At 44.0% G+C, this 13,544-nt stretch carries 9 protein-coding genes; 8 read left to right on the forward strand and 1 reads right to left on the reverse strand.

The annotated features are described in order from the left end of the window. Positions 1-47: 47 nt before the first annotated feature. A complete protein-coding gene (locus AC1VYS_RS14745; RefSeq protein ID WP_482910313.1) occupies positions 48-1,250 on the forward strand; it encodes a macrolide family glycosyltransferase in 1,203 nt (400 codons plus the stop codon). Between the two features lie 153 nt (positions 1,251-1,403). Here AC1VYS_RS14745 and AC1VYS_RS14750 read toward each other — a convergent pair whose 3' ends face one another. Beyond that, positions 1,404-2,765 carry an alkaline phosphatase gene (locus tag AC1VYS_RS14750; RefSeq protein WP_482915003.1) on the reverse strand — a complete coding sequence of 454 codons (1,362 nt, stop codon included), beginning with the start codon at positions 2,763-2,765 and terminating at the stop codon, positions 1,404-1,406. A 433-nt stretch (positions 2,766-3,198) separates the two neighbouring features. Here AC1VYS_RS14750 and AC1VYS_RS14755 point away from each other — a divergent pair, with 433 nt between their 5' ends. From AC1VYS_RS14755 to AC1VYS_RS14785, 7 genes are all read left to right on the forward strand, one after another. Then, positions 3,199-4,497, forward strand: coding sequence for an NCS2 family permease (locus tag AC1VYS_RS14755; RefSeq protein WP_482910314.1), 1,299 nt, complete (start codon positions 3,199-3,201; stop codon positions 4,495-4,497). A 377-nt stretch (positions 4,498-4,874) separates the two neighbouring features. After that, on the forward strand, positions 4,875-5,858 hold the full coding sequence (locus AC1VYS_RS14760; protein WP_482910315.1) for an alpha/beta hydrolase: 984 nt from the start codon (positions 4,875-4,877) through the stop codon (positions 5,856-5,858). A gap of 329 nt (positions 5,859-6,187) precedes the next feature. Continuing rightward, entirely contained in the window at positions 6,188-8,566 is a 2,379-nt protein-coding gene (locus tag AC1VYS_RS14765; protein ID WP_482910316.1) for a glycoside hydrolase family 95 protein, read from the forward strand. 218 nt (positions 8,567-8,784) lie between these two features. Beyond that, on the forward strand, positions 8,785-9,810 hold the full coding sequence (locus tag AC1VYS_RS14770; protein ID WP_482910317.1) for a LacI family DNA-binding transcriptional regulator: 1,026 nt from the start codon (positions 8,785-8,787) through the stop codon (positions 9,808-9,810). Between the two features lie 133 nt (positions 9,811-9,943). Further along, positions 9,944-10,933 (forward strand): ABC transporter permease, encoded by a 990-nt coding sequence (locus tag AC1VYS_RS14775; RefSeq protein ID WP_482910318.1) that lies wholly within the window; start codon positions 9,944-9,946, stop codon positions 10,931-10,933. Positions 10,934-10,947: 14 nt separating this feature from the next. Next, on the forward strand, positions 10,948-11,835 hold the full coding sequence (locus tag AC1VYS_RS14780) for a carbohydrate ABC transporter permease (protein WP_090916131.1): 888 nt from the start codon (positions 10,948-10,950) through the stop codon (positions 11,833-11,835). A 51-nt stretch (positions 11,836-11,886) separates the two neighbouring features. Further along, complete coding sequence (locus AC1VYS_RS14785; RefSeq protein WP_482910319.1) at positions 11,887-13,530, forward strand: type 2 periplasmic-binding domain-containing protein; 1,644 nt, start codon at positions 11,887-11,889, stop codon at positions 13,528-13,530. The last annotated feature ends 14 nt before the right edge of the window (positions 13,531-13,544 follow it).

Consider the following 13,544-nt stretch of genomic DNA (forward strand, 5'->3'; position numbering starts at 1 on the left):
ACCAGATACGGATCGGAGGCACATATTACATTCAGGAGGTGCGCACGATGGCGCGTGTATTGGTTGTTATTACTCCGGCTGAAGGCCATGTGAACCCATCCCTTGGGTTGATTACGGAGCTAGTCAAACTTGGAGAAGATGTTGTTTATGTCTGTGTAGAGGAATATCGTTCCCGGATTGAGCAAACGGGAGCCAAGGTCATGACCTATCCTTTTGCGGAGGATGCGTTCTCACATGAACCTACACTCAAGCCTTTGGCGTATCGGCATCCCTACCAATTCATACACATGGTTACTTGCGGTATCATTCCCAAAATGATTCCTGAGGTGCTTCGTTTGATAGAGCATGAAACGTTTGACTATCTGATCTATGATTCACTGATGGGGTGGGGAGGGCAAATTCTCGCTGAGAAATTAGGGATTCCATCCGTATGTACGATAGCTTCTTTTGCTTCCGTTGTGCCAACAAGCATAGAGAACGGAGAGGTTATTGATACACAGAAACTATATGAAGCGATTATGAACAAGGCAAAAGAAATAGCAACAACATATCAGGTCAGCCTGCCTGCTGTGGAGGAGATGATGGCATATCAAGCTCAATTAAATATTGTTTACACCAGCCGTTATTTTCAGCCACGCGCAGAAGAATTGCAAGATCGCTTTATATTCACGGGTTCATCGATTATTCCGCGGGAAGATGCTCCCAAATTCCCATCTCATCTTCTTCGTGAACGGCATACGAAGACGGTATACATTTCAATGGGGACCATACTGAATAAAAACCTGGAGTTTTACAAACTGTGCTTTGATGCATTAAAAGATCAGCCAGTAAATGTTGTTTTATCTTCAGGGAAATACACTGATATTACATCCATTGAAGATATGATTCCCGATAACTTTATCGTGAAGCCTTATGTTGCTCAGATTGAAATATTGCAGCATGTAGACGTTTTTGTAACTCACGCAGGCATGAATAGTGTAAGCGAGGCATTATATTTCGATGTTCCACTTGTCATGATTCCCATGACATCAGATCAGCCATTTGTTGCGGGTCGCGTAAAAGAACTTGGAGCCGGGCTCGTATTAGATCAACATCACCTGAACGCAATCCAATTACAGGAGGCGATTATGGAAGCACTTCATAATCCCGTTTATAAAGAGCAGGCACATCTCATCGGCAAATCTTTGAAAGAAGCCGGGGGTTGCACCTTGGCGGCGACGGCCATAATGCAACAATTTACCAAGGTATAACTGCAATTCACCTCTTATTCCAATACAACAGGAATAAAATGAATGTTAATACAACAACCCCCTCACTTCATTTCTTTCGAAAGAAGAGAGGGGGCACTTTAGAAAAGTACTATACAGCTAACCATTAGATATCAGGACACGGTGCAAAATCGTTTACTTGCCCTTTTTCAAAATATCAAAAATAACTTTGGCATTGTCTGTGTTATCAATTAAGCCGGAGAAGCGCTGACTTCCCGGGCCGTAGGCATACACAGGTACATCTTCACCCGTATGTCCACCTGTCGTCCAACCTGTGAATGAGCGGTTATCAATAATGGATTCAATGGCGTTATCAATTTTGGTAACATCTGCACCTTCAGCAGCGTCTTTCACGGATTGAAGTTCTTCAGCTGTCAGCTCCAATTTAAGATACTTTTTCAATGTTTCGTCCACTGAAGCCCCTTTGGCAATTTGAGCAGCCATGAAATCAGGGGTACGTAGTGCAGCTTTGATTGGGTCTACGAAGAAATTATATTTTCCATCTTTACCAAGGGTAAGGCCGCCTGTGGAGTGGTCAGCAGTAGCTACAACAAGGGTTTGTCCGTCTTTTTTAGCAAAATCAATCGCTGCCTTGAATGCTTTAGCGAAATCTTCCATCTCACTCATCGCACCCACAATATCATTATCATGTCCTGCCCAATCAATCTGACTTCCTTCAACCATAAGGAAAAATCCTTTTTTGTTTGTTTTAAGGCGATCGATAGCCGAATTTGTCATCTCAGCCAGTGAAGGCGTCGCGCTTGTGCGATCAATGAACTTGTCCAGTCCGCCGTCTGCAAACAGCCCGAGAACTTGTTTGTTTTTGTTAGCGAACAGGGATGAACGGTCCGTTACATAACTATAACCTGCTTTTTGAAATTCTTTCGTGAGATCACGATCTTTACGTATGAAGTTGTTTTTGCCGCCGCCAAGCAGTACATCTACTTTATGTTTTCCGTTAATCAATTCGTCGTAGTAGTCGTTCGCAATGGCATCCATGTTTTTGCGGCTGATATCATGGGCTCCAAATGCCGCTGGAGTAGCATGGGTAATCTCAGAAGTCGCGACCAAACCTGTGGATTTACCGATCTGTTTGGCTTGCTCCAAAACGGTTTTTACATTCTTTTGATTCGTATCCACGGCAATGGCTGCGTTATACGTTTTCACACCTGATGACATGGCGGTTGCGGCCGAAGCGGAATCTGTAACGTTTTGTTTGTCATCATCGGGATAGGTCATTTGAGCACCTACCAAATAAGGATCAAACACCGTTTTCTCCATAACTTTCGTCTTAAGATCATCTTTCATGTAACGATAAGCGGATGTATAAGACGTTCCCATGCCATCTCCGATGAGGAAGATGATATTTTTGATTGGTTTTTTCTCTGTTCCTGCGGCTTGAGCAATACTTGCTTGTCCAGGGGAAAGAAGAGTGGAAGCTGATACAGCCAAGGTTAGTGCTAATGCAGGCAATGCTTTTTTAGACAATTTCACAATGATTCCTCCTCGATATCTCTTTAATATGAATGCATGAAGCTTTGTTCATTTGTTCATCCTTAAGAAGATTATCATTCATTTGTAAATAAAATCCATCACAATTGTATGCTGGGTGTAAAATAAACGAATCAACCGAAATGAAGAGCCTAACTAATAAAAAGCGAATAAAATTCATCTAACCAATCCGAATAGTTCGTAAATACTGTGAACAAAGCTCGGAATTCATTGACATCTTGTGTTATTTTTAATAAAATTCGAAATGCACCTCAGATTGAAAACGAAATCCGTTTCTTTATCTTTACATTCGGAGCTGTTCAGATCCTAATGACGAATATAGGAGCTTGAGATTTCCAATCCTATAGGTAATTAGGATTTTCGTTTTTAGCTGTGAGATTTTACAAAGACAAAATGAAAGTTGGAGGCTGGCTTGACGATGGACAACTGGTTCAAACTGAAAGAAAGAGGCACCACCGTTTCAACCGAAATTATTGCTGGTATTACTACATTTTTCACGATGGTATACATAGTGATTGTGAATCCCGGAATTCTTAGTGGTACGGGAATGAGCTTTAACGGGGTATTTATTGCTACGATTCTGGCGAGTATTGTGGCAACGTTGATTATGGGACTGTGGTCCAATTATCCGATTGTTATCGCACCAGGCATGGGGCTAAATGCGTTTTTTGCTTTTAGTGTTGTACAGGGGTATGGCGTAACTTGGCAGACAGCACTTGGGGCTGTGTTCATTGCGGGTATTTTGTTTATTATTCTATCGCTGACTTCGTTTCGTTACATGCTGCTGGATGCGATTCCGGCAAGTCTCAAACACGCCATTACAGCAGGGATTGGATTATTTATTACTACGGTAGGACTGCAGAATGCGGGTATTATTGCCAATTCAGAATCCAATCTGATTACACTTGGAAATCTGGCCCAACCTATGACGTATCTGACCCTGATCGGGCTAATTATCACCGTTACGTTGATGGCTTATAATGTGAAAGGTTATCTGTTTATCGGAATGGTCATTACCGCGATCATTGCGTGGTTCATGGGACTGTTCCAAATGCCTGCATCCATAGTAGCGATGCCTTCAGGACTAGGGGAAACTGCGTTCCAGATGGATTTGGCAGGTGTCTTCTCCAATGGACTATACACGATCATTTTCACGTTTTTGTTGATTACTTTGTTCGATACTACAGGGACGATGCTTGGTGTCGCAGAACAAGCCGGATTACTGAAAGATGGAAAATTTCCGCGCTCTCGTGGTGCATTGCTCGCTGATGCTGTCGGTACAACAACGGGTGCTATGCTTGGAACAAGCCCAACCTCGGCTTACATTGAGTCTAGTACGGGTGTAGCCGCAGGAGGGAGAACGGGGCTGACTGCAGTGACGGTAAGTATCCTGCTCGCCGTAACCTTATTCTTTAGTCCAATTATAAGTGTAATTTCGAGCATCCCGGCAATTACATCCCCGGCGCTTATTATTGTAGGTTTCTTCATGATCAGTGTGATTAGCAAAATGAACTGGAGTGATCTGGAAGAGGCATTCCCGGCGTTCCTGATCATTATTCTGATGCCACTGACGCACAGTATTGCAACAGGCATCGGAATTGGCTTTATTTTCTATCCTGTGCTCAAGCTGCTTCGCGGCAAAGGCAAAGATGTTCATCCGATTTTTTATATTTTTGCGATTCTATTCTTCATTCAACTTGTATTCCTCGACCACTAGGAAACGGTCTTGAACATGGCAAAGAGAGCTGCGTTTATATAAGCGGCTCTCTTTTGTTATATACTTGAATTGCTTTACACAAGGACTCCGATGACAGAATAACCTTCCAATCGCTGTTATCCCCTGATTTTCTTGATTCCCTTTTCGAAAGGGAAAAATCCGGTGATAAAGGCGAGCGCTCCGCTTTTCCAGGTTTTTTCTGTCCTCTCCGTTTCTGTGTAAATAATCATTCATTTTATATCGCTTTATTGATAACTTATATATGCCAGTTCATATTCCGTTCATATTGGCGTCACGCTGGCAACATCTTGTCTCATTATACTGTAACTAAGTCACCAAGACAGTTACACAGACTTAAGGGACAGGAGAAGATGAGAATGGAAGAAATCGTAGAAATGAAGCAAACAGAGAAGAAACGTGGCAAGAAACGCAAGTTGTTCTTAAAAATATTCGGGGGAATCATCGCAGCGCTCGTATTATTCATGGGCATCGTATTTGTGATAAATGTGATTAGCAATGGAATGGAAAAGAAAAAGATAGAATCCTATGGGCAGTATGTACAAGTGGATGGCAAAAACATGAATGTCTCTATTCAAGGTAACGGAGAACAGACCATCGTGCTGCTTCCGGGACAAGGAACGCCATCCCCGGTGTTGGATTTCAAACTATTAATTGATCAATTAACGTCAGATTATAAAGTTGTAGCGATTGAACCTTTCGGCTATGGATTAAGTGATCGTACCGACAAAGAACGTACCACTGAGAATATCGTAAACGAAATACATGAGGCTGTAGAGCAGCTCGGCCTTGACCGTTATATCCTTATGGGGCACTCTATTGCGGGTCTGTACAGCGCATCTTATGTAAAAGACTATCCGGATGAAGTGATCGCATTTATCGGTATAGACAGTAGTGTTCCTAATCAGCCTGGCATGGACGTTAAACTACCTCTGAAATCGATGCAGTTCCTTCAAACCTCGGGGCTGATGCGATTCCTCAAAAATGTGAGCGCAGATCCGTACAAATCGATGGACTATGATGAGCACACTATAGAGCAGATGAACCTGATCTCGAACCAAGTGTCGAGCAATTCGACCTTAATGAATGAGTTGAAGAATCTAGGTTCTAACTTCAAAAATGCAGAGAAACTGACCTATCCTCGACATTTGCCGATGTTGCTCTTCGTTCAATCCAACAACACGGCGAATCCAAATTGGATACCGCTGCATGAGGAGCAGATCAAACAATCCGATCAGGGCAAAATGATCCCGATGGAAGGCTCGCACTATTTGCATCATACAAAGTACAAAGAGATTGCAGCAGAATTCAAGGCTTATATGAAGAGTGTTCAATTACAATAAAGCAATTAAATGATAATGAAGTACAGGAACTACTTATAATCTCAACATTTTATTAAAAAGCGGCACCAAATTTGGTACCGCTTTTTGGGTTACCATACATTTCCCCTCTACTGTACGAGTATTCATGATGGTTGTAATGTTAAAACACTACAAAATCTAGCTATCTTCCCAAATGGGATTTTAAGGATTATTTGTCATTGGTTTAAGCTTTTCCACTTCATTTTTATTAAATATATATCTTCCCTTCGCATTGAAAGATATAATAATTGCTGAGCAAGTAAAATTAGAGTTTGTCCAAAAATCAAGTGCATTCGGAGGTAACGATCAGCATGAATATTCAGTTTGGCACTCCAGCCACTTATTGGGTTGAAGCACTGCCTATCGGTAACGGCAAGTTGGGCGGAATGGTCTTTGGCGGTATCGAAAAAGAACGCATTGCATTGAATGAAGACACGTTGTGGTCAGGCTATGCACAGGATTGGAATAACCCGGAGGCAAGGGAAGTATTACCTCAGATCAGGGATTTAATTGCCCGTAAACAGTATGTGGAAGCAGATCAACTTAGCAAAAAAATGATGGGGCCTTTTACACAATCGTACCTGCCATTTGGTGATCTGGAACTTGTGATGGAACACGGACAATTATGTGAACGAAAAACCTATCAGCGCAAGCTGGATTTATCTACAGGTGTTGTAAGCGTTTCCTATGAAATTGGTGGAGTACGATATGACCGAGAGGTGTTTGCTTCCCATCCAGATCAGGGGATCGTCATTCGTTTAACCGCAAGCAAAGAAGGAAGACTTAACTTCCATACCAGACTGAGCAGTCCGCTGAGACACGAAACTTCTGCTGCGAACGCTCAATATGAATTGTCCGGAACCGCTCCGGAGTATGTGTCACCGAACTATCACGATGTTGAAGTGCCTGTTCGTTACGGAGATGAAGCAACTAGCCGTGCGATGACTTTCCATGGCAGACTTGCGGTATCTCATACTGGAGGCACACTGCATTCAAACGGTGGCGGACTGCAAATCGTTGGTGCAACGGAAGCAGTTATTTACTTTGCAGGGGCTACGAGTTATGCTCCTACAGGTCAAAAAGGCGACAGCGTTACTTCCCCAAAAGAGAAGACTGCGGACGTAATTAAGCAGATTATGACTCGTGATTATACAGATTTGCGTCAACGTCATGTACAGGATCATCAAGCGCTGTTTAATCGTGTTCAACTCCACCTGGGTGAAAGTGTTGCTCCGCAGGACATGCCTACAGATGAGCGCATCGAGAAATACGGTAGCAGTGATCCAGGGTTAGTCGAGTTGTTGTTCAACTATGGCCGTTATTTGATGATCGCCAGCTCCAGACCGGGAACGTTACCAGCTAACCTGCAGGGAATTTGGAATCAGGAAACTCGTGCGCCCTGGAGTAGCAACTACACATTGAATATTAATGCAGAGATGAACTATTGGCCTGCTGAGACGTGTAACATGGCTGAACTGCATGAACCATTGCTTGATTTTATTGGAAAACTGGCGGAAAACGGACGAAAAACAGCTGAAGTAAACTATGGCGCTCGTGGATGGGTAGCCCATCACAATGCGGATATTTGGGGACAAACAGCCCCTGTAGGGGATTATGGTGCCGGTGATCCGTCATGGGCTTTGTGGATGATGGGCGGCGTATGGCTGACGCAGCATCTGTGGGAGCATTATGCTTTCTCAGAGAATAAAGAGTTTTTGCAGGAGACCGGTTATCCACTGATGAAGGATGCCGCCTTGTTCTGTCTGGACTGGCTCATTGAGAATAAAGAAGGACATTTGATCACATCACCATCAACGTCACCAGAGATGAAATTTGTCATTAACGGAGAACATACAGCTGTCAGTGAGGCAACTACAATGGACCTTTCACTCATTGCCGAGCTGTTCGAAAACTGTATTCAAGCAGCTGAAGTGCTGCAAACGGATGCGGAATTCGTGGATCTCCTGCGAGCGAAAAAAGAACAACTGCTGCCTTTGCAGATCGACCCAAAAGGTCGCCTTCAGGAATGGAGCGAGGATTTCACAGAAGAAGATCCGCAGCACCGCCACGTATCCCACTTGGTTGGTGTGTTCCCGGGAAGACTGATTACAAAGAAAAAATCTCCTGACTTGATGCAAGCGGCACGCACTTCACTCGAAATTCGTGGTGATGGTGGTACAGGCTGGAGTCTTGGCTGGAAAATCGGTCTGTGGGCTCGCTTTGGAGAGGGGAACCGAGCTGAACAGCTTATCTCCAATTTGTTAACACTCGTTAAAGCCTATGAGCCAAGCAAACATGAGCAGGGCGGCGTGTACGCAAACTTGTTTGATGCTCATCCACCGTTCCAGATCGATGGAAACTTTGCGGCAACCGCAGGTATTGCCGAGATGCTGCTACAATCTCATCAGGGATATCTGGATTTCCTGCCTGCATTGCCTGAACGCTGGTCTACAGGTTCGGTTAAAGGATTGAGAGCAAGAGGCGGGTTTGAGGTAAGCCTAAGTTGGGAGAACGGTAAGCTGGTTGAAGCAGAAATTCTCTCGCATACAGGCAATACATGTTATTTGCAGGATGAGTCTGGCTTGAAAGTATATCAAGGGGATACGGTTGTCCAAACCGTTCAGGAAAAAGACGATCAAGTTAGTCTACCAACGCAAAAAGGGCAAACATATACCATTTCATTTGAATAAAATGAACTTGAATTCTAAATGTCGTTCGAGTGAATAACTTATATTCAATAAATCAATTTACCTTCGGAGCAGCATAAGCTCTAGAGATTAAGCCGCTGATCAATGAAGATCAGCGGTTTTCTTTTATACAAACTTGAAAAGTTAAATGTTGTAATGAAAACGGTTTTATGCTATTTTGAATGTATAAAAACGTTTTAATAGCAAAGGAACCTGAATGTATGGGAAAAATCACAATTAAAGATGTTGCAAGGGAAGCCGGTGTTTCGATCTCTACGGTTTCCAATGCCTTAAATGGTGTGGATGTACTGAATCCGGAAACGAAGTCCCATGTGCTCAAAGTGGCGGAACGTTTAAATTACATTCCCAATCTGAATGGGAAACTGTTGAAATCAGGTCAGACAAAAATGCTTGGTTTCTTCACGACAAGTGTGTCGGGGCCGTATTTTTACAAGTTAGTCGAAGCCATGTCGCGTGAGTGTGACCGTCTCGGATACGGACTCAACGTATTCGTAACCAAAGATAAACATGTGATTATGAGCAATATTCTCGGTAGGCGGGTAGATGGAGTAATCATCTACGAAGAGCTTCGAATCGATGAGCAGGATATTTTGTCGATGGAAAAAGACAAGATTAAAGCTGTTTTCCTGGATCGTGTGTATGAGAGCGAACGAATGGGAAGTGTCATCTTTGACTCTTACGTAGCCAGCTATGAAGCAACCAAATATCTGATCGGGCTCGGTCATCAGAAAATTGCCTATATCTCTGGCGTAGATGAGATGTTTGACAGTGTGCAGCGTCGGGAGGGGTATCTGGCAGCCCTACGAGAATACGAGCTTCCAATCGATGAGGACTACATCATTCAAGGGTACTTTGAAGAAGAGGCCACCTACAGTGCCATCAAATCCTTCATTCATAAGCATCCAGGCAAGTTACCTGATGCCTTTCTCGCCGGCAATGACCTGAGTGCGATCGGATGCATACAGGCATTGAAATCTCATGGTTATGAGGTTCCAAGTGACATGAGCGTAGTCGGATTCGATGATATCGATATCGCTCCGTATTATTCTCCACCCTTAACAACCGTTCGGAATCAGATTGCAAGACAAGGCATTCTAGCTGTCACGCAATTGGTCAATATGATCAAGGGACAAGAACAAGGAATAGCGCAAAAGTTATCTGGAGAACTTATTGTACGCGGTTCAAGTCATGTGAAAATGAACAACCGGAGAGATGGCCGTAAATAACGGGTGAGAGGCTCGGTGGTTCCATTTTTCGTCTTATATTACAGAGAAAGGAGTTTTTTCGAACAAAATAAAAACGTTTTTATAAAACGGAATAAATGCATCTATCGACACATACAGAGGGGAGCAACGAAGGATGAGTCACTTGACGACTACAGCAGACAGACAGCAGCAACCTCTTAAACCCGGTGGCAAAAAGCATTTCAAGCAACGCTTCAATACGTTCTGGGTCGATTTCGCCAGACAATGGGAGATCCAGTCCATGGTTCTACCCGGCATTCTATTCATGATTGTTTTCTGTTACATACCGATCTACGGATTAACGATTGCGTTCAAAAATTACACCGTCATTGATACACTGTCCAGTGCCCCATGGGTGGGGCTGGATAACTTCAGAATCATCATGTCAGACAAATACTTCTGGGATGCTGTTGTGAATACGCTGGGGATCAGCTTTTTGAAGCTAGGGATTGGATTTGTCATTCCGATTATTCTGGCCATTATGATTTACGAGCTGAACAGCGGACGATTCAAAAAATTCGTGCAAACGGTTTCATATTTGCCTCACTTTCTCTCCTGGATCGTGCTGGGCGGTATGCTTATCACCTGGTTCTCCACGACCGGCCTGTTCAACGAATTGCTAATGGGTCTCGGGATCATCTCCCAGCCGCAAAACATTTTGCTTGACGCAGGCAAGTATTGGTGGATCGCCACGTTATCGGATATCTGGAAGGAGGCTGGTTGGGGCACTATTTTATATCTCGCCATCATGTCCAAGATCGATCCCACGTATTACGAGGCCGCCAAAATCGATGGAGCCAGCCGAATGCGTCAAATATGGAATATCACCTTGCCTAATATGAAGTCCATTATCAGCCTGAATCTGATTCTGACGGTCAGCGGACTACTCGGTTCGAATCTAGATCAAACGCTGGTGCTTATGAATTCACAGAACCGCGAGAAGGCCGAAGTCATTAATTCCTATGTCTATCGTATGGGGATGTCGCAAGGTGACTTCTCGTATGCTACTGCCGTAGGTTTGGGTGTTTCCATCATTTCTGTAATTCTGCTCGTCACGGCAAACAAAATAACTAGCAAGCTAAATGACAACCAGTCTGTGCTGTAGAAGGAGGTTCCCTCATGAATGGAAAAGCGGCCAAAGAAGATCTGGACAGCCGGATCTTTGATACCCTCAATATTATTTTTTTAACGATCTGTACCATCGTCATCATTGTTCCGCTCTGGAATGTCATCATCTCGTCCTTTAGTTCAGGCAAAGCACTGGCAGAAGGTGGATTCATCTTCTGGTCACCTGAGTTCTCGCTGGAAAATTACCGAGCGGTGTTTAATGATTCAAACATCTGGCAGGCGTTCTTCATCTCTGTGTCCAAAACCATGATCGGTGTCGTAACACACGTATTCTTCTGCGCCATGGTCGGATACGGACTGAGCAAGAAATACCTGAGAGGACGCAAATTGTATGTAGCCATGGGCGTAATTACGATGTTTTTCTCCGGCGGCATGATTCCAACCTTTTTGCTCATTAAGGCACTAGGTCTCCTGAATAGCTTCTGGGTGTATATTATTCCGGCTTTGTTCAGTTTCTTCGATGTCGTCATCCTGATGAATTTCTTCCGTAATGTACCGGATTCACTGGAAGAATCGGCGAAAATGGATGGGGCTGGAGACTGGCATATCTTTCTCAAAATCTTTATCCCGCTATCCATGCCTGCGATGGCAACCATCGCTTTGTTTAACGGGGTAGGTCAGTGGAATGACTTTATGACGACCAAACTGTATATTACGGACCAATCACTGTACCCATTACAGATGATGTTATATGAAATTATTGTGCAATCCCAGACACAGTCCATGCAGAACGTGGGCGGGTCTGTAGTGATCGAAACAACAACCAAAGGCGTGCAGCTTGCCACCATTGTCATTACCACATTGCCAATTGTGCTGATCTATCCTTTGTTGCAGCGATATTTCATTTCAGGCATGATGCTTGGAGCTGTGAAGGAATAAAACGATAGATTGACATCAACGATTTATATTCGACTACGAGGGGGAAAACACATGTTTAATATTCACCGGGTACTGGGCAAAAGAGGGGTTAAAGGATGTGCAGCATTACTGACAGCTGTGTTAATGATTACGGGATGTAGCGGCGGTTCCGATGGAGCGAGTGAAGCGAACTGGGTATCCATTGAGAATCGTTATACGGTTGATCCGGAGAAACCAGCATGGCAGCTCGATAAGAAGGAAGAAGTGACCGATCTGACCTGGTACGTCAATGCCGATTGGTGGAATACCGATTTTGGCAAAGATATCGTCACCAAAAAGATTAAGGAAGATTTGAATATTAACATCAAATTTATTACAGGCGATGATACCAAGTTAAATACCTTTTTTGCCGGCGGAGATATGCCTGACCTGCTGACGGTGTTTGATTCCAATTCACAAGTCGTAAGCAAAGCATCAACTTGGGCCATACCTCTGAATGATTTGGCCGAGAAATATGATCCGTATTTCAACAAGGTCGCGGCTGCGGACACGATGAAGTGGTTCCAGCAAGCGGATGGCAAGACCTACGGTTATCCGAACTATTCCAACACACAAGCAGATTATGATAGCGGTAACATTCCAGCCAAGACTGCCTTTATCATCCGCAAGGATGTATATGAAGCATTAGGCAGTCCAGTCATGGGAACACCCGAGCAATTCCAGAGTGTGATGAAACAGATCAAAGAAAAGTTCCCATCCCTCATTCCGTTTGGCTTTAACGCCATCGGTGGAGGTACCGGTTCACTTGGCGATGCGTTACAGGATTTTATCGGCGTACCCCTGGAGTCGGAAAACGGAGAGTTCTATGACCGCAATCTGGACGAAGATTATCTGACTTGGCTGAAAACATTAAACGCTGTATACAGAGACGGCAATATCAGTGATGACAGTTTTGCGGATGACGGTACGGCATTTGAAGAAAAGGTGAAATCCGGCAAATATGCGGCGATGCTGCTCGACGGCACACCTCAACAGGGCGGAAATCTTCAGATTTATATGAGTGATAACGAAGGCAAAGAGTACATCGCGATTGATGGACCTCAAAGTACCAAGGGTAACGCACCTACACTGAATCAATCCGGTATTACAGGCTGGATGATTAATTTCATCTCCAAGGATGCCAAAGACCCGGCTAAAGCGATGCAAATTTTCACGTATTTGCTGAGTGAAGAAGGCCAAATTCTGATGAACTATGGAATTGAAGGAGAGACGTTTAAGAAAAAAGATGACGGTACAGTTGAATTACTTCCGGCAGTGAAGGACATGCAATTGCATAATGCGGACCAATTCAAGAAGGATTATCGCCTGGGTGAATTTATGTTCTTCGGTCATGACCGTCATAAGGCGCTGAGTGCCGATGCCTTCCCCGAGGCCATCAAACAAATGCAAGCATGGGGCAAAGGCAAGTTGACACCTCATTTTATTCTGGAAAATATCAATCCAAACCTGGGAACGCCGGAAGCTCGCGCCTTGTCCGCTATTAACACCAAATGGAACTCAACACTGGTAAGCATGTTGCGTTCAAAGGATGATGCCTCATTTGACAATGCACTTGCGGCATATCAATCGTTTCTGGAAGAAAACCGCTGGGCAGACATTGTGAAGATCCGTAGCGAGAAGATGAAACAGAATAAAGAGAAATTAGGCATGCAATAATGAGGAGGCTTCCG

This window comes from Paenibacillus sp. G34, from assembly GCF_056856875.1.

What these genes read in the sequence shown, in the direction of transcription:
- AC1VYS_RS14755 (WP_482910314.1), top strand. Translation starts at nt 3,199, where the DNA reads ATGGACAACTGGTTCAAACTGAAAGAAAGAGGCACCACCGTTTCAACC.
- AC1VYS_RS14760 (WP_482910315.1), top strand. Translation starts at nt 4,875, where the DNA reads ATGGAAGAAATCGTAGAAATGAAGCAAACAGAGAAGAAACGTGGCAAG.
- AC1VYS_RS14745 (WP_482910313.1), top strand. Translation starts at nt 48, where the DNA reads ATGGCGCGTGTATTGGTTGTTATTACTCCGGCTGAAGGCCATGTGAAC.
- AC1VYS_RS14785 (WP_482910319.1), top strand. Translation starts at nt 11,887, where the DNA reads ATGTTTAATATTCACCGGGTACTGGGCAAAAGAGGGGTTAAAGGATGT.
- AC1VYS_RS14775 (WP_482910318.1), top strand. Translation starts at nt 9,944, where the DNA reads ATGAGTCACTTGACGACTACAGCAGACAGACAGCAGCAACCTCTTAAA.
- AC1VYS_RS14770 (WP_482910317.1), top strand. Translation starts at nt 8,785, where the DNA reads ATGGGAAAAATCACAATTAAAGATGTTGCAAGGGAAGCCGGTGTTTCG.
- AC1VYS_RS14780 (WP_090916131.1), top strand. Translation starts at nt 10,948, where the DNA reads ATGAATGGAAAAGCGGCCAAAGAAGATCTGGACAGCCGGATCTTTGAT.
- AC1VYS_RS14765 (WP_482910316.1), top strand. Translation starts at nt 6,188, where the DNA reads ATGAATATTCAGTTTGGCACTCCAGCCACTTATTGGGTTGAAGCACTG.